The sequence below is a fragment of the Zavarzinia compransoris genome (assembly GCF_003173055.1).
Lineage (GTDB): Bacteria > Pseudomonadota > Alphaproteobacteria > Zavarziniales > Zavarziniaceae > Zavarzinia > Zavarzinia compransoris.
Genome location: NZ_QGLF01000002.1, coordinates 98,610 through 122,094 on the forward strand (window position 1 = coordinate 98,610; position 23,485 = coordinate 122,094).

Here is a 23,485-nt window from a genome sequence, read left to right on the forward strand (position 1 = left end):
TCATGCTCCCGACGAAGAAAGGACCCGCCGTTGCCGGCGGGCCCCCGTCTCATGCCTGGTGCCGGTTATTCCGCGGCAACCGCCAAGGTCTCATCGTCGGCCGGAGCGCCGGCAGCGGCCATGACCGTTTCATCGCCACTGCGCGCCGTTTCCACGACAGCATTGGAACCAGATGTCCGCAGCGGTTCCGGCAGCCAGCCCGTACCGGCCAGCAGGCGTTCCGCTTCGCGCGCCATGTCGGCCTTCTTCAGGTGGCCGATCAACTGGGCGGACTGCTGGCCCTTGGCTTCGCGAACCGCGTCGAGAATGCGGCGCTTCGAGACCCTGCCCAGGTAGTTGTCCACCGTCGGCACCCAGCCGGCCTCCGCCATGTCGAGCCCGACCGCCCGCGCCAGCCGGTCGGCCTGGGCGAGACGGCGGGCGACCCCTTGCGCGGTGACGGAGCCGCCGTAGCGATCGGCCTTGGCGTAGAGTGCATTCACGCCCCGAGAGAGGCAATGGGCCAGCAGGGCGAGCCGGCTGGCGTCGTCGAGCGTGTCCAGCCGGTCCCACAGGGCCTGGTCGTTGTCGATCGGCAGGTCCGCCTTCCAGGCTTCGTGGCGTTCGTCGATCGCCCTGGCGGCATTGCCGTCCTTCAGGTCGGCGGACTGCACCGGCAGGTAGACCTCGCGGACCGAGGCTTCCAGGCAGGCGGTATGGCCCCCATAGCCGAAGCCGTCGATAGCCAGCTTGTGCAGAAGCGCCGTCAGCGCCGCATGCGGGCTGTTCGCCACGGCATCCTGCAAGGCCAGGGTGCGATGCGCGGTCAGTTCGACGACGAGCCGGTCGGGCAGGGGACTGAGGACATCTTCCTCTTCCTCATCCGGATCGGCGGGGGCGCCGGCAACGGTGATGCTGGAGGGCTGCCGGATATCTTCCGGCGCCTGCTTGCCGTCTTCCGCCATCGGGGTCTCGGGCTCGAGCGGTGCCTCGTCCTCAGGGCGGATATAGCCGCGGTCGACGTTCAGGCTGCCGTCGCTGCCGATGCTGATGAAGACCCCGGCGCGGATGATCCCCTCGGGCGGGAAGATCGCCGGCCGATGGTCAAAGGCTTCGAGCGCTTCCTCCAGTTCGGCGAAGCGCTGGTCCGCCCCGTCGGGGAGTTCCTCTGTGTCGTCGTAGTTCGCGGTCAATTGGTCGTATTCGGCGAGGGCGGCCTCCTTCGCCTGCCGTTCCTCCTCGGTCAGGACGGCGGCCTCACCCTGGAGCTGGTGCAGGCCCCGCGTGTGGCCATAGGAAAACTCGGCCGCGGCCTCGATCCATTTCCAGCCCTCGGCGGCGACGGCATCGGCCTCCGCCTTCAGCTTCTCGGCGACCAGGCGTTCCAGCAGGGCGACATCTTGGAGCCAGCCGCCGTCGTCGCCCTGGAACAGGTCGCGCAGCACGATGCCGCCGGCCTGCTCATAGGCGTCGATCCCGACGAAGCGGGCCCTGCGGTCGGAAGCCCGCACAGCCTTTTCGGTCAGCAGGCGCCGGATCTGATAGGGCTCTTTCGACCAGGAGCGCTGGAGGGCTTCCCAGACCTGTTCCTGTCGCGCGTGGTCCGAGGAGATGGTGAAAGCCATCAGCTGGTCGAGGCTCATGCCGTCCTCGGCATAGACGTCGAGCAGGGCGGGCGAGACCGAGGCGAGGCGCAGGCGCTGCCGCACGACCGCCGCCGAGACGAAGAAGGCGGCGGCGATCTCCTCTTCCGTCCGGCCCTTCTCGCGCAGGGCCTGGAAGGCGCGGAACTGGTCGAGGGGATGGAGCGGGGCGCGCTGGACGTTCTCGGCCAGCGAATCTTCCTCCGCCGGGATGGCATCGGCCCCGGCCTGCACGATGCAGGGCACCGGCGCCGTCTTCGACAGGCGCTTCTGCTTGACCAGCAGGGCGAGGGAATGGAAGCGCCGGCCGCCGGCAGGCACCTCGAAGGTGCCGGTCTCGCGGCCTTCGGCATCGAACTGGGGCCGGACGTTCAGGCTCTGCAGCAGCCCGCGCCGGGCGATGTCCTCCGCGAGGTCCTCGATCGAGGCGCCGGCCTTCACCCGGCGGACGTTCGACTGGCTGAGCACCAGCTTGTTGAAGGGGATGTCGCGCGAGGCGCTCAGGGTGATTTTTCGTGTCGCATTGCTCATCGGGATGTCTCCGCGACGGGCGGCCGGGAGCCTCTCCCTCGACCTTCAGCCCGTCACGAAGACCGCGGCCCGCCTCTTCCTCTGGAGGCGGGCCGCGGAACCGGAAACCCGGATGTACGCAATTCCTGAAAACCGGAGATCCGGTTCAGATCACGCTGTCGAGCAGCTTCTTCGCCCGTGCCTCGAGATCGAGGCGGGTATCCTGATGGGGCTTGTCGCGCGCGACGGCCGTGATTCCCTGGATGAAGTCGAAGACGCTCTCCGGTGGGCGGCCTTCCTCGGCCAGCACCGTCTCGATGATCTTCGCCGTCTCCGTCCGGCCGAAGCCGCGCTTGCGCAGGAACTCGCTGCGGTCCTCGTCGGTGCGGGCGACGATGGCCGCCCGTGCCGCCCGGATGCCGTTGACGAAGGGCGCCGGGCTCGAGTCCGCGAAGCGTGTGAGCGCCGGTGCCGCCTCATGGGCGAAGCGCGAGGCGGCATACTTCGAATGCCGGATCGTGATCTCCTGGAAATCTTCCGCGCCCCAGATGTTCCTGTTCTGGCACACGGCGCGGAGGAAGAAGCTGGCCATGCCCAGGGTCTTCGCGCCGACTTCCGAGTTCCAGGTATAGAATCCCCGGAAATACAGATCGGGCGATCCATCAGGCAGCCGGCCGGCCTCGATGGGGTTGAGATCATCGACCAGGAACAGGAACACGTCACGATCCGAGGCATAGAGCGTCGTGGTGTCCCGGGTCACATCGACGCGCGGGTTGTAGATCCCCGTCGACCAGTCGAGGACACCCGGCACCTTCCACCGCGTGTCGCCCGTGCCGTTGCCGGCGATCCGCTGCACGGCGGAAACCAGTTCGTGGTCGTAGATGCGGCCATAGTCGGGACCGGTCACGGCGCGCAACTCCAGGCGCCTGTCGTCGGTCTCCAGGGTCTTCACCTGCTCCGCCCGATGCGTGCTCAGGCCGTATTGCAGGTTGATCCCGGCGAGCGCCGCCGGCAGCTGCCGGAGATAGGCGGCCGGCGCCCCGACTAGGCTCGCCAGCTGGCCGAAACTCCAGTGGGTCGGCGTGACCGGCGCCGGCTTGCCCGGCAGGATCAGGGACAGGTGTTCGGGGTCTTCGCGGCTGGCTTCGACGCGGACGTCAGCACTCTCCACCGTGCGCGTCCGGCTCCGCTCGGCACGGGTCTGCACCGCCTCGAACAGGTCCGACAGGGACAGGAACCGCTCGTCGTCGGGCCGCGAGAACCACTCCGACGACACCCGGCCGATCCGCTGGCCGCGCGACGCATCCACCTTGTAACCGCCGGCGCCATACCGGCCGGCATCCAGGACTTCCACGTTGGTCATGGGGCTTCTCCATGACGGGGCCGCCGGGAGCCTCTCTCTCGGCACTCAGCCCGTCATGGCGGGCTAGCCTGGCTCTTACTCTTTCAGGCTCGGAGAGGATGACGACCGTCTGGCGGAATGTCTTGGCAGATGCCTGTGGCCATGAGATGTGCCCCAGGGCTGGGACGGCCAAAAGTGATGTCCACTGTGGTTAGGCCTGCTTCTGACTATGGCTTATAGTTGTTGTTGGGAAAGTACGCTTTCAGGCGGCGAGCATGGAGTTAGCATGCCTCCGCCGGGCTCGTTAGAAGGCGGTTGGGCATTGGCACAAAAAGCCCTTAACGAAGTTCATGTATTGTTCTATACTCCCCCAATGTCCAAAAATATCACTTCAAGCCAACTTTTGGGTGAGATCGGCGAAACGGCGGTCCGTTTGCGCTTCCTCAACATGGGTTTTCAGTTTGATGGACGCTCCCGGCTGGAGGCGGGCATCGATGGCATCGCGGAGGTGATGGACAAGGGAAAGCCGCTCGCCCGGATGATCGCGGTTCAGGTCAAGGCCACCGAGTCGTCTCGGTATTCGTCTGAGGGCGACGCCGGTTTCAATTATTTAATTCGCCCTGATGATCTGGTTTATTGGCAGGGGGCAAATCTTCCGATCGTTCTCGTCCTTTATCGTAAATCCGATGAGACATATTTCTGGAAGGAAATAGCAGTCGATCCTATGCGGGAGGATCGCAAACTTCACTTCAACAAGCAAACTGACGTTCTGGACGGGAACGCGGTAGATCGGCTGGCCGCGCTGACCGTGCCTAAGAGCGGCTTCGGTTATTACGTTCCGCCGCTGGGTGGTGGTGAAGAGGCGCTGGTTAATATCCTGCCCGTAACTCTGCCCACTGAGATGTTCGTTGCGTCAACGCAGTATACGCTCAAGAAGGCGGCATCTATCTTGCTCGATGCAGACGAGCCTGCGCGTTTCGACTGGGTTATCCGGGGCGGCACATTCTGGTCTTTCGCCGATCCCCGGGAGAACGTATGCAAGCGCATCGTGGATCTCGACCAGGTTGAGGCGATTGACACAGCGATCCTTGCTTTCCACGAAGATCAAGATGAGCATAACAACTTCGCTTATCTCTTGAGGAAGGCACTCGATTATCAGATTCGCAAAGATCTCGGTTGGAACAAGGACAAGAGGTTGTTTTATTTCCGTGCGGCCGCTGAAAATACCTCCCGCACCTTTGCATATGAGGCGTCCAAGAAAAGGACATCCACCGAAGTCGTGAACGTCGCCTTTAATAAATTAGACGAGTCGCGCGTGGAATTCGTCCGGCATCACGCATTTGTGCCACGGTTCGAGCGAATATTCGATCAATGGTATTTAGTAATCAGCCCGACTTATTTTTTTACTACCAACGGCTTCGTGCCGCACTCATATCCGGGCGCACTTCTAGCGGGCAAAAAGCGGCTTGATAACAGTGCCTCCCTACGCGGGCAGGTCGTCATGTGGCATCGCTTCCTCACCCAGCCTGAGCGGGATGCGAACAATCTCTTCGCGGAGGTCTCTTCCGCGCCCCGCCTAAAATTTGGTGAGCCGCCCACCGTCGCGCTCGCCACGCGCGTGCCAGAGGACGTTTGGGGCTCGTCCAAGAAAACTGGACCCGAGCCCGATGAAGCACAGGAGAGGCTGTTCGGATGAAATTCGAAACGAAGATATTCGAAGAGCCGCATCTTGAATTCGGCGACAAGCACCATCATCCCGATCCGCGATTGGGCTTGTTTGAAGCGGGGCCGCTGCAAACGCCCGTAGGAGATGTGGTGAAGGTCGCCGTGGTCGGCAGCTCGAAAACGATTGAGGATGCTAAGGCTTTTTTCAAGGAGGCCGTCACAGGTTTTCAGGGCAAGGGCGAGAAGCATCCCAATCTGCACCCTGACTTTCCTGGCCTCGGCAACAAGAATCCTTTCCGTTGCAAATTCGAGATTTCAGATGGCGCGATTGCTGCCATCACCCAGGCGAAGATCGACAAAATCAGGAAAGAGCCGCATCATAACAAGGCCGTAGAAATGGCCGTGGATGAGATTGTTCAGGAGCTTCGGACGTTGGATGAGAGTAGCCACCGGCCTCACGTTGCTATTGTGGCGCTGCCCGTTAGCTTGATTGAGCGCGTGTGGAACGCGAAGGTCGATGCCAAGGCTACTATAGAAAAAGATGACAGCGGCGGATCGGACGCTCCCGATTTCCGTGGTATGCTTAAGGCCAAAGCCATGGACCTAAGCTTTCCCATCCAGATAGTGTGGGAAGACGTGTTCGACGAAACTGCCAGCATCCCGCGTAAGATCAAGGAGAGCCGAGCGAGGAAGATCCAAGGACAGGCGGGCCGCACATGGAATCTGCTCACGACCCTCTACTATAAAGGCACGGGGCGCATTCCATGGCGGAAGATGCAGCAGGATGGCGAGTTCACGGCCTGCTACATCGGCATCAGCTTTTACCGTGAAGTAGGCGGTCAGCAACTCTTCACTAGCGCTGCCCAGATGTTTGATGAAAGGGGGCGCGGGTTTATCCTGAAGGGAAAACGTGCCCAGACTGAGAGTCGTGGTCGTCATCCCTACATGACACAGGATGATGCGCATCAATTGATCATCGAAGCATTGGCAGCCTATAAAAATCACCACAAAAACTACCCTGCGCGCGTGATTGTGCTGAAGACATCGCAATTTCGCGAAGAGGAGGCTGACGGCATTTTTGAAGCGCTGAATGAAGTTGGGGCAGAGCTACGCGATCTCGTTTGGGTGCAGGAGACGTCGTCTGTGAAGGTTCTCAGGGACGGAAATTATCCGGTGATGAGAGGCACCTTTGTTGAGCTTGATGGTAAGGGGTTGCTCTACACAAACGGTAGCATGCCATATTACGGGACTTATCCTGGCCAGTACGATCCTAAGCCGCTTCTGTTGTGTCCTTATGCGGGTAGTGACAGCACCATCGCTCAGATTGCGAAGGAAGTGTTGGCACTGACAAAGATCAGCTGGAACTCTACCCAGATGAACCAGAAGCTGCCGATCCCTATCAGGGCGGCACGAGCCGTGGGTGAAGTATTAAAGTACGTAACAAGCTCAAAAGTTAGCTCAGATTACGCGCGGTACATTTAAGTTCGCGATTCCATGTTATAGAGACAGTCACTACAGCAAGGGAGGGCAATGCCTCAATTCGGATGGGCAACTGCGCAGTGGCAAGGACATCGACCTGCTTTCGGATCCGCCCTTCTTCGCAATCTGTGCCTGTAAGACCGTTTTCTTGCCAATGCCATCGTGCGATCGTAGCCAGAAGGGAATGTCTGCTCGCAGACGCCGGGTGACCTGACCCCCGCGAACTCATCCAAGCTGGAGTAGAGTCCAACCGAGAAGGAAGGGCTTTGAGATGAAGCGGAAGCAGTTCAGCGAAGAGCAGATCATCGGGATCTTGAAGGAGGCGGAGGCGGGAGCCGTGGTGACGGAGCTTTGCCGCCGCCACGGGCTGTCGAGCGCGACCTTCTATGCCTGGAAGGCGAAGTACGGCGGGCTGGAGGTCTCGGAGGCGAAGCGGTTGCGGGCGCTGGAGGAGGAGAACGCGAAGCTGAAGCGGCTGCTGGCGGACGCCATGCTGGACAACGCCGGGCTGAAGGAACTTCTGTCAAAAAAATGGTGACGCCCGCCGGCAGGCGAGAAGCGGTCGCGCATCTTCGGGGGATGCCGGGGATGAGCGAACGGCGGGCGTGCCGCGTGATCGGGGCTGATCGGACGAGCGTCCGCTACCGCTCGCGCCGGGGCGACGACGGTCCCTTGCGGGAGCGGTTGCGGGCCTTGGCCCTCGAGCGCCGGCGCTTCGGCTATCGGCGCCTGCATATCCTGTTATGCCGGGAGGGGCTGGCCGTGAACCGGAAGAAGGTGCAGCGGCTCTACCGCGAGGAAGGATTGTCGGTGCGCCGCCGCCGGGGCCGGAGACGGGCCGTCGGCACGAGGGCGCCCCTGGCGCTGCCGGCCCTGCCGAACCAGCGCTGGAGCTTGGACTTCGTGCACGACCAGCTCGGCGACGGCCGTCGCTTCCGGGTGCTGAACATCGTCGACGACGTGACGCGGGAATGCCTGCGGGCGGTGGTCGACACGTCCTTGTCCGGTCGGCGCGTCGTGCGGGAGCTGACCGAACTGATCGCCGAGCGGGGCAAGCCGCGGATGATCGTCAGCGACAACGGCACCGAACTGACCTCGAACGCGGTACTGGCCTTCGCCGGCGCCTTCGGCATCGAGTGGCATTACATCGCACCAGGCCGGCCGATGCAGAACGGCTTCGTCGAGAGCTTCAATGGGCGCATGCGGGACGAGCTTCTGAACGAGACCCTGTTCTTCAGCCTGCGCCATGCCCGCGCGGTCGTCGCCGACTGGATAGAGGATTACAACACCGAGCGGCCGCATTCCTCGCTCGGCTACGAGACGCCAGCCGCCTATGCCGCCGGCCTGCACAAGCAATGGGAGGGGCATGCCCCTCCCATTGCTTCAATCTCCAACATGCGGAATTCTGACCACGGATCTCTGCTTCCAGCTGGATGAAGCACGGGGGTCAGGTCACTGATCTTCCGCGATGATCGCGACACGTTCGCCGCTGAACAAGTGGTCTATCAGCGTCTTCACGATACTGATCGCTGCCACGGGCAATGTGAGGGTATGGTCTTGCCCGTCCGCGCGGCGGACATGCAATTCCATGCGGTCGCCTTCCGCCAGCCTGGGCAGCGGCGCGACTATCTTGCGGTCGCGGTCGGAAAGACCGGTGAATTTGACGACTTGGCTGGTCATGACGGATTCTCCTGACCAGCCAAAGTAAGCCAGCGCCATCGCAACTGCAATAACTGAAACTTTGATAGCTGGTCTGTGATGAGGCCATTCCAGTTCGCCTTATCGTTAGACCCAAGGAGGTCATCCGAGTGCCGCCGCCAATCGCTCGGAAATCCGGGTGGCCGCCGCCTTGACAGGATCGTTCGCGAGGTGAGCGTAGCGCGCCGTTGTCTGGACCTGAGTATGACCGAGGAGTTTGCCGATCATCGGCAGGCTTTCGCCGACCAGCAGGCCGCCAGAGGCGAAGGTATGGCGCAGGTCGTGGATGCGAACATTGTCGAGGCCGGCCGCCTTGCGAATGCGGCGCCAGGGCCGTTGCAGATCGGTCAGGTGGGTGTCCTTGAACTTTCCGGCGATGACGTGGGGGTTGCCATCGGCCTGGGGTAACTTCTTCAACAGTTCAACGGCGGCCTCGCCGAGATGGACGGTTTTCGCGCCGGTCTTGCTGTCGGGCAGGTCGATCTGATGCTCATCCAGGTCGACGTATGCCCATTTCAAGGTCTGGATCTCCCGCAGCCGGCATCCCGTCAGCAGCAGGAGACGGAAGGCGGCAACGGCATAGCTGCTTTCCGAGCCATCGGCCTCGAACTGGGTCAGAACCTCCCCCAGGCGCTTCATTTCCTTGGCTGAAAGGAAGCGCTCGCGCTTGTGTTCGGGGTAGCGAGCGATGTCTTCGCAGGGATTGGTGTGCTTGTCGCGAATGCCCCAGGTCTCCGCAAGGTTCATCATCTTGGACAGGACGCCGAGGGTGCGATTGGCTTGATAGGGGATATGGGCGTGCGCACCGTGAAGCTCGGACACGTCGGCCGAGCTGACGGTGCGGGCCCGCTGGTTTCTGAAGAAGGGATTGATGAAGAGTTCGACGGCCCGCCTGTACTCCGCCTGGGTCGTCGGCTTGCAACGGGTGGCGACATGCTCTTTCAAGAACCGGTCGCCGAGTTCCTTGACGGTTGCGGACTGGCGCTCTCTGTCCCGGACGGCGGCCGGATCGCCATCGTTGCCTCGCACATTACCGAGCATCCGGATCGCTTCCCTGCGAGCGATCTCTGCGGTCACAGGTCCGAACTGACCGATCATCACCCGTCGGGTGCGGCCGTGCCGACGGTATTGGATGAGGAAAAAGCACTTGCCGCTCGGCATGACGCGTATGCCAAAGCCGGGCAGTTCGCTATCGAAGATGATGTAATCTTTGTCTCGTGCCTCGAGCTTATCGATGACGCGCTTGGTGAGTTTTTCCTTGGACATGTCGCGTTCCCCATTTCCGGTGAACGACGATCTCGGCCCGATCCCGTGGAAGCGTAGTGGAAGCACCAGGATGGAAATCGTAGCGAAGACCGTCTTGGAAAAGGGTGAGTCTTCAGGTCTAAAAAGACAAGCTAAGACAAAGGCTTATCGGGCTCTGGAGGAGGCGCGGCGGGGGTGGCGTATGAACGGAAAAAGGGGTGGAACCTATCTCATAACCTGAAGGCCGTCAGTTCAAATCTGGCCCCCGCAACCAATATCAGCCCGCACAAGCAACAGCTTGGCGGGCTTTTTGTTGTCATTCCAATCGGTCCAGCCAGGCCAGGGGACGCAACGGGGAAGCGCCACGGCCGCGGAGACGGTCATATGTGCCGCCGCCCGGCCAACCCAGGTTCTGCCAATCGAAGATCGGACCGGATACCGGCGAACAACCCTTATTTATCGAAATGCGTTGAACAAGCACGCTTTTCGATAAATGGCACCCGAGCCTCTGCTCCTAGAATTGGGGCAGGACTATTGGAAGGGGTGTTCCCGATGGATTCCTCGAGGCCGGTGCCGGACCGGTCAGATGAAAAGCCTTTCGAGCGCGGCGTTGCCTGGCTGGACGGCGGCTTCGTGCCTTTGTCGGAGGCCAAGGTTTCGATTTTCGACCATGGCTTCACCCGGTCGGATGCGACCTATGACGTGGCGCATATCTACCGGCGGCGGGTCTTCCAGCTGGATCGGCATGTCGCGCGTTTCATGCGCTCGCTCGAAGGCTTGCGGTTCAAGATCCCCTTCGACCACCAGGGCCTGCGCGAGCTCCTGCTCCGGGCGGCGCGGATGACCGCGCTCGACGATGCCTGGATCATGATGATCTGCACCCGCGGGCGTCCGCCGCTGGGCAGCCGCGATATCCGCCAATGCCGGAACAACCTGATCGTCTGCGTCATGCCCTTTATCTGGCTGGCCTCGGCCGAGCAGCGCCGGGAAGGGGTGACGGGCACGATCGGTTCCACCATGCGCATCCCGCCCCAGGCGGTCGACCCGCGCATCAAGAATTTCCACTGGCTGGACTTCGTGCGGTCCATCTTCGAAGCGCAGGACCGCGGCGCCGATATCGCCATTCTGTGCGGCCAGCAGGGCGAGGTGACGGAAGGCGCCGGCTTCAACGTCTTCATGGTGAAGGGGGGCGAGGTCGTCACCCCGGCGGCCGGCGTTCTCGAAGGCATCACCCGGGCGACGATCCTCGACATATGCGAGGCCGAGGGGATAGCGGCACAGACCCGGCAATTCGACGCGGCCACCCTCCGCGACGCCGACGAGATTTTCCTGACGACGACCTCCGCAGGGGTCGTCCCCCTGGTGCGGCTCGATGGCCGGGCCATCGGCGACGGCCGGCCCGGCCCGACGACTATGAGGCTGCATGATCTTTATTGGCAACGGCACGAAACCGCGCCCTGGAGCGAGCCGGTCGACGCCTGAGCGCGGCTTTGTCTTGCCGTAACGGCGGGACCGGGCGCAATATCGGATCGTCTCGCTCCCCCACCGTCCGTCTGTTCAGGCCAGATGTGAGCGTCAGTATCTGTCTTCTCGTGGTTCCGCCGGCGACGGATCTCGATGTCGGGCTGGTGCTCGACATGTTCCGCATGGCCAATCTCTTTTCGGGAACCGAACAATTCGCCGTGCGGGTCGCGTCCCTGAACGGCCAGGCGGTGCAGCTGACCAACGGCCGCAGCCTTGAGCCGACGGTGCCGATCGTCGACTACGACACTGAACTCCTGTTCGTCGTCCTCAACCTCCAGCCTTCCAAAGCGGACGAGGAGGATCTCGTCCGCATCATGCGCCAGACCCTGCGCCGCAAGGCGACGATCGTCGCGATCGATTACGCGCCGATCGTCCTGGCGCGAGCCGGCCTGTTGCAGGGGCGCCGCGCGACATGCCACTTCGACGTGCTGGAGCCGGCGCGCGAAGCCAATCCGGATGTGGAGTTCGTCGAGGAAATCTTCGTCCGCGACGGGCGCTTCGTCACCTGCGCCGGCCATCTGGCCATTGCCGACATGATGCTCGAAATCATCGAGGACAAGGGCGGCGAGCGGCTCGCCGCCATGCTGGCCGAGGAATTGCTGGCATCCGCCCGGCGCGGCGGCGGCGCCGCCCAGCGCAATGCCGATAAAGAGGCTGCCCACCACCAGGACCAGCGCATCGAGGCGGCGATCCGGCTCATGCGATTGAATATCGAGATGCCGCTGCCGCTGAGCGAGATCGCGGCAACGGTGGGCCTGTCACTAAGGCAGTTACAACACCTGTGGCGGCGCTACCATGCGGGCACGCCGCAATCCTATTACATGCACCTTAGAATTGAACATGCGAAGTCTCTTCTGCTGTTCAGCGCGATGCCGGTGCAGGAGGTCGCGCTGGCCTGCGGCTTTTCGTCCGGGGCCGTGTTCGCACGGGCCTTCCGGGCGATCGCCGGGATGCCGGCCCGGACGTTCCGCTTGCGTTTTCACAACAGCCTGTCGCCCTTGACCCCCCTGCGCGATAAAGCGAAGAACGTCGCATTTGATCAATAACGCCTCGTATACTGCAAAATATCGTGACCCTTTCTCTGTGTAGGCTTTCCTTCACGAGCCTGTTCCCGAACGGCAATCCGGCCGATCCAGAGAGACCAGCCGGCGTCCCGCCGGCGCGCAATATTGGGGGTATCGATGCGTAATCCTGTTCGATTCAATCTCCTTACCGTCGCTCTTGCCGCGGCTGTTGCCCTGCCGCTGTCCGAGGCGACGGCCGAGGGTGAGCTCAACCTCCTGACCTGGGAAGGCTATGCGGACGACGTCTTCGTCAAGCCGTTCACGGAGAAGACCGGCTGCGTCGTCAACCCGACCTATGTCAGCTCGAACGACGAGATGGTGTCGAAAGCGATCAGCGCCGGTTCCGCCACCATCGACCTGGTCTCGCCCTCGAACGACGCGACCATGGTCCTGATCGATGCCGGTGCGGTGGAAGCGCTGGATACCGCCAAGCTGCCCCACCTCAAGGATTACTACCCGGCGTTCCAGAAGCCGGCCTGGCTGACCAAGGGCGACCGGCTTTACGGTCTTCCCTATGGCTTCGGCTATATCCGCGTCGCCTTGAAAGAGGGCGCGGTCGCGGGGGCGGACAGCATCAAGGCCCTGTGGGATCCGGCCCTGAAGGGCAAGCTCGCCATCTGGGACAATCTCGAAAGCCTCTATCTCGCGGCGCGCTATGTGGGCGTCAAGGACGTCTACAACATGACGGACGAGGAACTGGAGGCGGCCAAGCAGGCCCTGATCGCCCTGAAGCCGAATATCGTCAAGTTCTGGGCCAGCGATGCCGAATTTGCCGAGCTATATGCCTCGGGCGGGATCGTCGGCGGCAATACGACCGAACTCGCGCTCAGCTCGATCTGGGCCGGCGGGCATCCCGAGCTGACCGAAATGGTCACCAAGGAACAGCGAGGCGGCTGGTCCGACAGCTGGATGGTGGTCAAGGGCGCCGGCGAGAACCCCTGTACCTATGCCTGGCTGGATTGGATGTCCTCGGCGGAATCCCAGGCCATCGCTTCCAAGGTCACGGGCTATGCCTATGCGAATGCAAAGGCCTTCGACCTGCTCGACGACGCGACCAAGGCCCTGCTGACCAAGCTGAAGACCAACGATCCGAAGATCCTGAACGAGGTCGACTGGTGGCAGCCGGTGGCCCGTCGCGGCAAATACCTCGAAGTCTTCAACCAGGCCAAGGCCGCCTCCGCACCCTGACGCGCCAGCGACAAGGAGAAGGCGGCATGAGTTACGCTATCCGTCTCATCGACCTGGAGAAGCATTTCCAGGGGGATCGGAATGTGTTCAAGGCCGTTGACCGGCTCAGCATGGATATCCAGAGCGGGGAGTTCGTCTCCCTGCTCGGGTCCAGCGGCTGCGGCAAGACGACGACCTTGCGCATGATCGCCGGCCTCGAGATGCCGAGCAGCGGCCAGATCCTGGTCAACGGTACCGATGTCACCGATTGGCCGGCATCGAAGCGCGACATGCGCATGATGTTCCAGGATCTCGCCCTTTTCCCCCACATGACGGTGGAGGAAAATATCGCCTTCGGCCTGACCCTGCGCAGTTCCCGGCCTCGTCTCGGCAGGGACGAGGTTCGCAAGCGGGTCGCCGATTACCTGGATCTCGCCCATATGGGCAGCTTTGCCAAGCGCCTGCCGCACCAGCTCTCGGGCGGGCAGCGCCAGCGCGTGGCCCTGGTGCGCGCTTTGGCGACCGAACCGTCGATCGTGCTGTTCGACGAGCCGCTGGGCGCGCTCGATGCCGGGCTGCGGCGGGCGATGCAGCTCGAGCTGAAGCGGATCCACGCGGCGCTGCGCAAGACTTTCGTCTTCGTCACCCACGACCAGGACGAAGCCTTGTCGATGAGCGACCGGATCGCCGTCATGCATGGCGGCAAGATCCTGCAATACGACACGCCGGAAGCGATCTACGACCGGCCCAATTGCCGCTATGTCGCGCAGTTCATGGGCGCGGCCAACCTGCTCGACGCGTCGGTCGAGCGGCTCGACGGCGGCGAGGGCATGTTGCGCCTCGACGGGCTGGGCGCCATCGTCGCTCCGGTTCCCGACGGTCTCGGCGTCGGCCAGAAGGTCACCGTGATGTTCCGCGCCGACCGCGCGCTCTTCACGGGCGAGGGCATCAACTGGATCGACGGCGAGCATCGCCAGAGCGTCTTCCTGGGCAACCGGATGGAACATGTCGTCGGCCTGCCCGGCGGGCAGGAAGTGACGGTCGAGGCCAAGATCGGCGAAACCTTGGTGGTTCCTGGGGCGGCGGTGCGCTTCGCCGTCCGCCCTGCCGATATTCGCGTGCTGGTGCATTGAGATGGCGGGTTCCGTTTCCGAAGACGCCGGCAGCATGAGCGCGGCCAAGGTCCGCCGTCCGCCCTCGGCCAAGGCGCTGGAACGCCGGCACATGGCCATTTGGCTGCTGCCGCCCCTGCTGTGGTTCGTGCTGTTCATGCTCGTGCCCTATGCGATCACCGCGTTCTACAGCTTCGGCCGCATGGAGGGGGTGGTCTTCGCCCCCGGCTTCTCGCTCGAGAATTACCGCAAGGTTTTCTTCGACGATCCCTATGGCCCGATCATCCTGCGTTCGGCCTGGATCGGCCTGCTGACGGCCTTGTTCTCCTCCCTCCTGGCCTATCCGGTCGCCATGGCGATGGCCTTCAACCTGCCGAGCGAGCGGGCGCGGCAGGTCGTCTATATCCTCGTCATCCTGCCGTGGTGGGCGAGCTATCTGGTCAAGGCCTATGCCTGGAAGACGATCCTCGGCCCGGCCGGCCTGATCAACAAGGGGCTGATGTCGCTCGGCCTGATCGACGAGCCGATACGGATGTTCCTCTACAACGATTTCAGCGTCGTGCTGACGCTCACTTATATTTTCACGCCCTTTGCCGTGCTCTCGATCTATGCCCAGCTGGAACGCATCCCGGCCAGCCTGATCGAGGCGGCGCGCGACATGGGGGCGAACGGCCTCGAAATCTTCCGCCGCATCGTCCTGCCGATCAGCGTGCCGGGCGTGCTGGCCGGCGGGGTCATCACCTTCTCGCTCGGCTTCGGCGATTTCCTGGCCCCGGCCCTGCTCGGCGGTTCGGACTCGCTGATGATTTCCAGTGTCGTCATCAGCCTGCTCGGCGTCGCCAACGACCGGCCGCTGGCGGCGGCCATCGGCGTCACCATCATCGTGCTTGCGGCCCTGCTGATCTCCGCCGTCAACCGGCTGGAGAAGCGGACCCAGGTCCGGCTCTAGAAGGGAGGCGAACATGAAGGCCGTGGCCCCTACGCCGCTCATCTGGTCGCTTGCCGGCGCGGTGATGCTGTTTCTCTACCTGCCGATCCTGGTGATCGTGGCCTTGTCCTTCAACACCAGCCCCCGGGTCGGCCTGCCGTTCGAAGGCTTCACCTTCGATTGGTATGCGGCATTGCTCGACAATCGCCAGATGATGAAGGCGATCTGGAACAGCGTCTATGTCGCCGCCGGCACGGTCCTCATCGGCGTGCCGCTGGGGGTCATGGGCGCGATCGCCATGGATCGTTTCCACTTTCCCGGCAAGGAGACGTTCCGGCGCCTCGTCCTGCTGCCGGTGGTGCTGCCGGGCGTCATCACCGGCGTGTCCCTGCTCAATTTCTATGTCTGGGGCGGCGTCCGGCTCTCGCTGCACACGATCATCATGGGACAGGGGACGGCGCTCATCTGCATCACGGTGACCGAGGTCTTCGCCCGCCTGCAGCAATTGGGCCGCTCGCAATACGAGGCCGCCCACGACCTCGGCGCCAACGAATGGGAGATCTTCTTCCGCGTCACCCTGCCCAACATCAAGACCGCGCTGATCGGTTCGGTCATGATCGTGCTGTCGCTTTCGCTCGACGAGATCGCGGTCACCTATCTGCTGACCGGGCGCGACAACACGCTTCCCATGGTCCTGTGGTCGATCCTGCGCCGCGAGGCGACGCCGCTCGTCAATGTCGCGGGCACGGTGATGATCGTCCTCACCCTTGTTCTGGTCACCATCGGCCTCCGCCTTTCGCGCGGACGCCAGCACAATGCCCACTGATCCCCCGGGAGACACCGCCATGAGCGCGCATCAGATGCTGAAATCGGAACCTCTGGCCAAGGCCCAGATCACCACCTTGTCCGCGGACGCCGGAATCGACGAGATCATCGAGGTTCTGTTCCGGGACGGCGCCCTGATCATCAAGGATCTGGCGACGGCGGCGGAAATCGACGCGGTCAACCGTGAACTCGGCCCCTGGCTCGACCAGACGCCGTTCGGCAACGGGGATTTCGTCGGGCATCGGACCAAGCGTTGCTGCGGCCTGCTGGGCAAGTCGGCGGCGGTCGGCGAATTGGCGACCAAGCCCGTGGTGATGGAAATCTGCGACCGCGTGCTGTTGCCCCAATGCACCCGCTACCGGCTCTCGGTTTCCCAGGCGATCAGCATCCATTCGAACCAGCCGGCCCAGCACATGCACCGCGACGATGCCTTGTGGCCGTTCCAGCACCCGGTCGAGCATCATCGCCTGATCCACAGCATCTGGGCACTGACCGATTTCAATGAAAGCAACGGCGCGACCCGCGTCGCCCCCGGCAGCCATCTCTGGGGCGAGGGGCGGGAACCGGTGGACGGCGAATGGTGCCAGGCCGTCATGACCAGGGGGTCGCTTCTGATCTATTTCGCCGACACGTTCCATGGCGGCGGCGCCAATACCACCGGCGAGGCCCGGATCGGCATGATCCTCGGCTATATCGTCGGCTGGCTGCGCCAGGAGGAGGAACAGTTCCTGGCCGTGCCGCCCCATGTCGCCATGAAGCTGCCGCGCAAGGTCCAGGACTTGCTCGGTTACAAGACGCACGAACCCTATCTCGGCTGGGTCGACCAGAACGACTGCCGGGTGGTGCTGATGGATGTGCCGGAAGACCAGCGCGGCGCGGTCGACCTGTCGGAGGACGGCGGCGGCGAGCTTCAGCCCGGCCAGTGGAGCGTGCTCATCTGATCCCCGCCCACGGCCAGACGACGACAAGGAAAACGAACATGCAGCTCAGCCGCGAGGATCTTCTCCTTGCCTATCGGCGGATGCGCCGGATCCGCGATTTCGAGGATCGGGTCCATATCGAATTTGCCGCCGGCGAAATGCCGGGGTTCGTCCATCTCTATGCCGGCGAGGAGGCGAGCGCGGTCGGCGTTTGCATGAACCTGACCGACGAGGACATGATTTCCAGCACGCACCGGGGCCATGGTCATTGTCTGGCCAAGGATACGGACGTGAACGGCATGATGCTGGAACTCTATGGCCGCAAGGACGGGATCTGCGGCGGCAAGGGCGGGTCCATGCATATCGCCGACCTGTCCAAGGGCATGATGGGGGCGAACGGCATCGTCGGCGGCGGCCCGCCCCTGATCTGCGGCGCGGCCCTGACGGCCAAGACATTGGGAACCGGCAATGTCGCCGTAGCCTTCACAGGCGACGGCGGTTCCAACCAGGGCACGACCTTCGAGGCGATGAATTTCGCCGCCGTGCTCAAGCTGCCGGTGATCTTCGTCTTCGAGAACAACGGCTATGCCGAAACCACCGCCAGCCATTGGTCGGTCGCCTGCAAGGATATCGTGAACAGGGCGCAAGCCTTCGGGATGCCCGGCATCTCGGTCGAGGGCACCGATTTCTTCGCCGTCTGGGACGCCGCGCGGGAAGCGGTGGCGCGGGCGCGGGCCGGTGGCGGCCCGACCCTGATGGAAGTGAAGGTGCCCCGCTTCTACGGCCATTTCGAGGGCGATGCGGAAACCTATCGGGCCGAGGGCGAGGTCGCGGCGCTGAAGCGCGATCACGACTGCCTCAAGATTTTCCGTCGCCGGGTGGTGGAGGCGGGCCTGCTGTCGGATGCCGATCTCGATCTGGTCGATGCCGAAGTCGGCGACGAGATCGAAGCGTCGGTGATGCTGGCCAAGTCCAGCCCGATGCCGGGGCCGGAAGACCTGCTGACCGACGTCTATGTCCGTTACTAGGCATGTTCAGGCGAAGTGGAAACCGGTTCGCCTGACGATGCTCTAAGCCGCAACCCGATATTCAGGGGCCGATATGCCGAAGAAAACTTTCAAGCAGGCGCTGAACGAGGCGCATTTCCATGAAATGCGGCGCGACCCCCGCGTCATCGTGATGGGCGAGGATATCTCGGGCGGCATCGGGGCTTCCGGCGAGATGGATGCCTGGGGCGGTTCCGAGGGGGTGACCAAGGGGCTTTATACCGAGTTCGGCGAAGCGCGGGTGGTCGATACGCCCTTGAGCGAGAGCGCGATCATCGGCGCCGCCGTCGGGGCCGCCACCACGGGCCTGCGCCCGGTCGCGGACCTGATGTTCGCCGATTTCCTGGGGGTCTGCTTCGACCAGATCTTCAACCAGGCGGCCAAGTTCCGCTATATGTTCGGGGGCAAGGCGGTCACGCCGGTGGTGATCCGGGCGATGATCGGCGCGGGGTTCCGCACGGCGGCCCAGCACTCCCAATGCCTATATCCGATCTTCACCCATATCCCGGGGCTGAAGGTCGTCATCCCATCCAATCCCTATGACGCCAAGGGCCTGTTGATCCAGGCGATCCGGGACGACGATCCGGTGATCTTCCTGGAGCACAAGCTGCTCTACGGCGTAACGGGCGAGGTGCCGGACGGCCCCTATGCCATTCCCTTCGGCGAAGCCAAGGTGCTGCGTGACGGCGGCGATGTCACCATCGTGGCGCTGGCGCTCATGGTGCAGGTGGCGATGGATGCGGCGGAATTGCTGTCGAAACGCGGGATCGAGGCGACGGTGATCGATCCGCGCACCACCTCCCCCCTCGACCTCGACACGATCGTCGAAAGCGTGGAGGAGACCGGGCATCTGGTGATCGTCGACGAATCCAGCCCGCGCTGCAATATCGCAACCGACATCGCCGCCCAGGTCGCCGATGTCGCCTTTCATGCCCTGAAAGGGCCGATCAAGATGGTGACGCCCCCGCATACGCCGGTGCCCTTCTCCCCGGCGCTGGAAGATCTTTACCTGCCGTCGGCGGAGAAGGTGGCGCAGGCCGTGGAAATCTCGCTGCGTTCGCGCCGGGGGGCCGCGTGATGGAAGGGATCTTTGCCGTTACCATGCCCAAATGGGGCATGTCCATGACCGAGGGACGCCTGTCCGGCTGGCTGGTCCGGCCGGGCCGGGCCGTCGAGCCGGGCATGGAAATCCTGGAGATAGAAACCGACAAGATCACCAATGTGCTCGAGGCCCGGGACGGCGGCATCCTGCGCCGCCAGGTGATCGAGGAAGGGCAGACGGTGCCGGTGGGCGCCCTTCTCGGGGTCATCGCCGATGCCTCGGTGCCGGACGATGTGATCGATGCCTTCGTCGCCGAACGCAAGGTCGCCCTTGCGGGTGGCGAGGGCGGGGACGGCGGCGGCCCCCAGGTGATCGATATCGGCGGGCGCTCGATCCGCGTCCTCGATCTCGGCGCGCCGGGAACGGAGGCTTTCGTCCTGGTCCATGGTTTCGGCGGCGATCTGAACAACTGGCTGTTCAATGCGCCCGGTCTTGCCGAGGTCGGCCGTGTCCTGGCGCTCGACCTGCCGGGGCATGGGGAATCGACCAAGGATGTCGGCACCGGCGATGTTTCGGCGCTGGTCGGCGCGCTGGTCGATCTGATCGGCCAGTTCGGGCTGGAAAGGGTCCATCTCGTCGGCCATTCGATGGGGGGGCTGGTTGCGGCCCTCGCCGGGGCGGAAATCGGCGGGCGCCTGGCCTCGCTGTCCCTCGTGGCCCCGGCCGGCCTCGCGGGGCGGGTCAACGATGCCTATATCGGCGGCTTCATCGCCGCCGAAAAGCGCAAGGATCTGAAGCCCTGGGTCGAACTGCTGTTCGCGGACCCGGCCCTGGTCACCCGCGACATGGTGGAGGGGCTGCTGAACTTCAAGCGGCTCGACGGCGTGCAGGCGGCCCTGGCCCTGCTCCGGTCGGAAACGCTGGCCAAGGCGGCCGGCCTCGAGGCGGTTCTCGCCGGCCTGGACGTGCCGGCGGTGATCCTCTGGGGCGACCAGGACAAGATCATCGCCCCGCCGGCGGCGGCGCCCAAGCCGCTGCGGATTCTGCCGGGCAAGGGGCACATGCTGCATATGGAAGCTGCCGCCGAGGTCACCCGCGCGATCCGCGATGTGGCCGGTCTCTGACGGAAAGGGCCGATAATGTCGAACCATCTGAAATTCTATATCGACGGGGCTTTCGTGGACCCGCTGGTGCCGGCGGCGCTGGATGTCATCAACCCGGCGACCGAGGAAGCCTATACCCGGATCGCGCTGGGCACGGCGGCGGATGTGGACCGGGCGGTGGCGGCGGCCAGGGCGGCCTTCCCGTCCTTCGCCCGGGTGCCGCAGGCGGAGCGCCTGGCGCTGCTGAAACGGATCCTGGAACTCTATAACGAGCGTTACGAGGATATCGCCCAGGCGGTGACGGCCGAAATGGGGGCGCCGCTGTCCTTTGCCCGTGCGGCCCAGGCCTGGGCCGGCCAGGTGCATATGGAGGCGACGATCAAGGCCCTCGAGGAATTCGTCTTCGAATACCCGCGCGGGGGCACGCGCATCACCCTGGAGCCGATCGGCGTCGTCGGCATGATCACGCCCTGGAACTGGCCGCTCAATCAGATCGTGTGCAAGGTGGCGCCGGCCATCGCCGCCGGCTGCACCATGGTGCTGAAGCCGTCCGAAATCGCGCCGATCTCGGGGATCATCTTTGCCGAGATCATGGCGGAGGCGGGGGTGCCCAAGGGGGTGTTCAACCTCGTCTCGGGCACGGGGCCGGATGTCGGCCAGGTCATCGCCGCCCATCCCGGGGTCGATATGGTGTCCTTCACCGGCTCCACCCGGGCGGGGATCATCGTCGCCAAGTCGGCGGCGGATACGGTGAAGCGGGTGGCCCAGGAACTGGGCGGCAAATCGGCCAACATCATTCTGGCCGATGCGGATCTCGAAGCGGCGGTCAGCGCCGGGGTCGCCGGCTGTTTCGGCAATTCGGGCCAGTCCTGCGATGCGCCGACGCGGATGTTCGTCCACGCCGGCCAGCATGCCCGGGCCCTGGAGATCGCCAAGGCGGCGGCCGAAACCCATAAGGTCGGCGATCCGCTGGCGGGGGATACGGTGCTGGGGCCGCTGGTCTCGCAGTTGCAATTCGACAAGGTGCAGCGCCTGATCCAGTCCGGCATCGACGAGGGGGCGACCCTGGTCACCGGCGGCACCGGGCGTCCCGACGGGCTGAACCGGGGCTACTACGCAAAGCCGACGGTGTTCGGCGGCGTGCGGCACGAGATGACCATCGCGCGCGAGGAAATCTTCGGGCCGGTCCTGTCCATCCTGCCCTACGACACGGAAGCGGAAGCGATCGAGAAGGCGAATGATACGGTCTATGGCCTTGCGGCCTATGTCGCCTCGGCCGACCTCGACCATGCCCGCGCCGTCGCGCGGCAGTTGCGTGCCGGCACGGTGAACATCAACTACCCGGACTGGGATACGCATGCGCCCTTCGGCGGTTTCAAGCAGTCGGGCAACGGCCGCGAATACGCCGACTGGGGCATCCACGATTTCCTCGAAATCCGCGGCATCGTCGGCTACGGCGCGTAGCAGCCGTACCGCCGGGGCCGAGGCGCCGCCTCACGACCCTCAAAGGCCGCACGCCCTGCGCGTTCATCTGCAAACGGTGGACGGTCGAGCGCGAGAATTTCAGGCGCAATCCAACCCATCGAATGACGGGACTGAACACCTAGGCCGTCGCGTTTTTCCGGACGATGCCCTTGCGGGTGATCTGCAGGCCGGCCGCCTCGCAATCCCAGGTCCGGCTGGAATTGCCTTCGGCCTTCAGCTCCTGTTTCCTGATCTTCATCGTCGGCGTGCGGGGCAGCACGTCGCGGAACTCGATGAAGCGCGGCACCATGAAGTGGGGCATGTTGTCGGCGGCGTGGCGAAGGATGTCCTCGTGGGTCGCGTGCCGGCCCGGCTTCAGCACGACGATCGCCTTCACCTCGTCTTCCGCCAGTTCGGAAGGGTGGGGGATCACCGCCGTCTCGGCGACGGCGTGATGGCTGTTCAGCACCCGTTCGACCTCGAACGAGGAGATATTCTCGCCGCGCCGGCGGATCGCATCCTTCAGGCGGTCGAGGAAGAAGACATAGCCGGTCTCGTCCATGTAACCCCGGTCGCCGCTGTGGAACCAGAGGTCGGCAAGCACCTCGAGGGTCTTGTCCGGCATGCCGAAATAGCCCTGCAGCAAGGTGTCGGGATATTTGGGCCGGACGCAGATTTCACCGGCCACGCCGGGCGGCTGCCGGTCGCCCAGCTCGTCCTGGATCTGGATCTCGAAATAGGGGCTGGCCCGGCCGCAGGAGCCGCGCGGCGTCGCCTCGCCGGCCCTGGAGAAGACGATCAGGTTGTTTTCGGTGCTGCCGTAGCCCTCGACGAGGGTCAGGGCGAAGCGCTGCTCGAATTCGGTCTTGAATTCCCAGGGGATCGGCACGGCGTAGATGAGGCGCATCGGGTTGTCGGCATCGCCGGCCGCCGGCTCCTGGCTGTAGAGCATATGGCAGAGCCCGCCGACCGCCGAGGTCACGGTGACCCCGTGGCGCCGGACCTCCGGCCAGAAGGCCGAAAGGCTGAAGCCGTTGCGCAGGACCATGCGCCCGCCCGCCAGCATGGTGCCGAGGGCCAGGAACTTCGCCGCGATATGGAAGAACGGCAGGAAGTTGTAGGTCGTGTCGGCCGTGGTCAGGGCGGTGATTTCGCGGAATGCCTGGCCAAAGGACAATTGCTGGCGCTGGCTGATCATCACCCCCTTCGAGCGGCCGGTGGTGCCCGAGGTGAAGATGATGGCGGCGGTATCGCGCCGGCCGACGGGAAGGGCGGGGAGGTCCGCCGCTGCCGCTGCCGGGTCCAGCAGGGCCGCGGGGTCGATCACCCGTTCCGGCGGCACGAGAGCGCCGCAGGCATCGATATATTGGTCCCGATAGGCCGGGGCGACCAGGGAGAGGGAGGGCTCGGCGGTTTCGATCAGCTGCTTGAGAAGCAGGCCGCGATAGGCGGGGTTGATCGGGGTTTCCACCGCGCCGACGCGCGACAGCGCGAACCAGAGCGCGAGATATGGCGCGCCTGCCTCCATCAGCACGACGACACGCTGTCCCGGCCGGACGCCCAGCGCATGCAGCCGCGCCGCCATCAGGCGGGACCAGGCCGCGATCTGGCGATAGCTGTAATCCGTCTCGCCGACGATGGCATAGGTCTGGGCGCCAAGCGCTTCCGCCCGTGAATCGAGAAGGTGGTGAAGCGTCGTCGGCAGGTCATCGAAGCGGAACTGCTGCAC

At 63.9% G+C, this 23,485-nt stretch carries 19 protein-coding genes; 14 read left to right on the top strand and 5 right to left on the bottom strand.

Features of this window, described 5'->3' with window-relative positions; translation table 11 throughout:
• Positions 1 to 65: 65 nt before the first annotated feature.
• Entirely contained in the window at positions 66 to 2,153 is a 2,088-nt protein-coding gene (locus tag DKG75_RS06290; protein ID WP_109920252.1) for a ParB/RepB/Spo0J family partition protein, read from the bottom strand.
• Between the two features lie 145 nt (positions 2,154 to 2,298).
• Positions 2,299 to 3,495 carry a DUF932 domain-containing protein gene (locus tag DKG75_RS06295; protein WP_109920253.1) on the bottom strand — a complete coding sequence of 399 codons (1,197 nt, stop codon included), beginning with the start codon at positions 3,493 to 3,495 and terminating at the stop codon, positions 2,299 to 2,301.
• 265 nt (positions 3,496 to 3,760) lie between these two features.
• Between DKG75_RS06295 and DKG75_RS06300 the strand changes: the two genes are divergently transcribed.
• From DKG75_RS06300 to DKG75_RS06310, 3 genes are all read left to right on the top strand, one after another.
• A complete protein-coding gene (locus tag DKG75_RS06300; RefSeq protein ID WP_208112060.1) occupies positions 3,761 to 5,170 on the top strand; it encodes a DUF4365 domain-containing protein in 1,410 nt (469 codons plus the stop codon).
• Positions 5,167 to 6,621 (top strand): argonaute/piwi family protein, encoded by a 1,455-nt coding sequence (locus DKG75_RS06305; protein ID WP_109920255.1) that lies wholly within the window; start codon positions 5,167 to 5,169, stop codon positions 6,619 to 6,621. Before DKG75_RS06300 ends, DKG75_RS06305 begins: the two co-directional genes overlap by 4 nt.
• 268 nt (positions 6,622 to 6,889) lie before the next feature.
• A protein-coding gene (locus DKG75_RS06310; RefSeq protein WP_109920256.1) for an IS3 family transposase occupies positions 6,890 to 8,055 on the top strand; the annotation gives its coding sequence in 2 pieces (ribosomal slippage) (positions 6,890 to 7,142 and positions 7,142 to 8,055; 1,167 coding nt in all).
• A 15-nt stretch (positions 8,056 to 8,070) separates the two neighbouring features.
• Here the strand turns inward: DKG75_RS06310 and DKG75_RS06315 are convergent.
• Together DKG75_RS06315 and DKG75_RS06320 are read right to left on the bottom strand one after the other, a co-directional pair.
• On the bottom strand, positions 8,071 to 8,298 hold the full coding sequence (locus DKG75_RS06315) for a hypothetical protein (RefSeq protein ID WP_208112059.1): 228 nt from the start codon (positions 8,296 to 8,298) through the stop codon (positions 8,071 to 8,073).
• Positions 8,299 to 8,418: 120 nt separating this feature from the next.
• On the bottom strand, positions 8,419 to 9,582 hold the full coding sequence (locus tag DKG75_RS06320; RefSeq protein ID WP_109920257.1) for a site-specific integrase: 1,164 nt from the start codon (positions 9,580 to 9,582) through the stop codon (positions 8,419 to 8,421).
• Positions 9,583 to 10,113: 531 nt separating this feature from the next.
• Here DKG75_RS06320 and DKG75_RS06325 point away from each other — a divergent pair.
• The 11 genes from DKG75_RS06325 (at position 10,114) to DKG75_RS06375 (ending at position 21,756) form a co-directional block, all read left to right on the top strand.
• A complete protein-coding gene (locus DKG75_RS06325; protein WP_166646475.1) occupies positions 10,114 to 11,043 on the top strand; it encodes an aminotransferase class IV in 930 nt (309 codons plus the stop codon).
• Between the two features lie 86 nt (positions 11,044 to 11,129).
• A complete protein-coding gene (locus DKG75_RS06330; protein ID WP_279573933.1) occupies positions 11,130 to 12,131 on the top strand; it encodes a GlxA family transcriptional regulator in 1,002 nt (333 codons plus the stop codon).
• Positions 12,132 to 12,266: 135 nt separating this feature from the next.
• Positions 12,267 to 13,337: an extracellular solute-binding protein gene (locus tag DKG75_RS06335; RefSeq protein WP_109920260.1), complete on the top strand. Its 1,071-nt coding sequence runs from the start codon at positions 12,267 to 12,269 to the stop codon at positions 13,335 to 13,337.
• A gap of 26 nt (positions 13,338 to 13,363) precedes the next feature.
• Entirely contained in the window at positions 13,364 to 14,449 is a 1,086-nt protein-coding gene (locus tag DKG75_RS06340) for an ABC transporter ATP-binding protein (RefSeq protein ID WP_109920261.1), read from the top strand.
• Between the two features lie 34 nt (positions 14,450 to 14,483).
• On the top strand, positions 14,484 to 15,377 hold the full coding sequence (locus DKG75_RS06345) for an ABC transporter permease (protein WP_166646473.1): 894 nt from the start codon (positions 14,484 to 14,486) through the stop codon (positions 15,375 to 15,377).
• A 13-nt stretch (positions 15,378 to 15,390) separates the two neighbouring features.
• Positions 15,391 to 16,182, top strand: coding sequence for an ABC transporter permease (locus tag DKG75_RS06350; RefSeq protein ID WP_109920263.1), 792 nt, complete (start codon positions 15,391 to 15,393; stop codon positions 16,180 to 16,182).
• A 19-nt stretch (positions 16,183 to 16,201) separates the two neighbouring features.
• Positions 16,202 to 17,122 carry a phytanoyl-CoA dioxygenase family protein gene (locus DKG75_RS06355; protein WP_166646472.1) on the top strand — a complete coding sequence of 307 codons (921 nt, stop codon included), beginning with the start codon at positions 16,202 to 16,204 and terminating at the stop codon, positions 17,120 to 17,122.
• Between the two features lie 38 nt (positions 17,123 to 17,160).
• Positions 17,161 to 18,129: a thiamine pyrophosphate-dependent dehydrogenase E1 component subunit alpha gene (locus tag DKG75_RS06360; RefSeq protein ID WP_109920265.1), complete on the top strand. Its 969-nt coding sequence runs from the start codon at positions 17,161 to 17,163 to the stop codon at positions 18,127 to 18,129.
• Positions 18,130 to 18,202: 73 nt separating this feature from the next.
• A complete protein-coding gene (locus DKG75_RS06365; protein WP_109920266.1) occupies positions 18,203 to 19,225 on the top strand; it encodes an alpha-ketoacid dehydrogenase subunit beta in 1,023 nt (340 codons plus the stop codon).
• Positions 19,225 to 20,313, top strand: a complete 1,089-nt coding sequence (locus tag DKG75_RS06370) for an acetoin dehydrogenase dihydrolipoyllysine-residue acetyltransferase subunit (RefSeq protein WP_109920267.1) — start codon at positions 19,225 to 19,227, stop codon at positions 20,311 to 20,313. The genes DKG75_RS06365 and DKG75_RS06370 overlap by 1 nt, the downstream gene beginning before the upstream one ends.
• A 15-nt stretch (positions 20,314 to 20,328) precedes the next feature.
• Positions 20,329 to 21,756, top strand: coding sequence for an aldehyde dehydrogenase family protein (locus DKG75_RS06375; protein WP_109920268.1), 1,428 nt, complete (start codon positions 20,329 to 20,331; stop codon positions 21,754 to 21,756).
• A gap of 139 nt (positions 21,757 to 21,895) precedes the next feature.
• On the opposite strand, the gene DKG75_RS06385 is transcribed toward DKG75_RS06375, so the two are convergent.
• Positions 21,896 to 23,485, bottom strand: a complete 1,590-nt coding sequence (locus DKG75_RS06385) for an AMP-binding protein (RefSeq protein ID WP_109920269.1) — start codon at positions 23,483 to 23,485, stop codon at positions 21,896 to 21,898.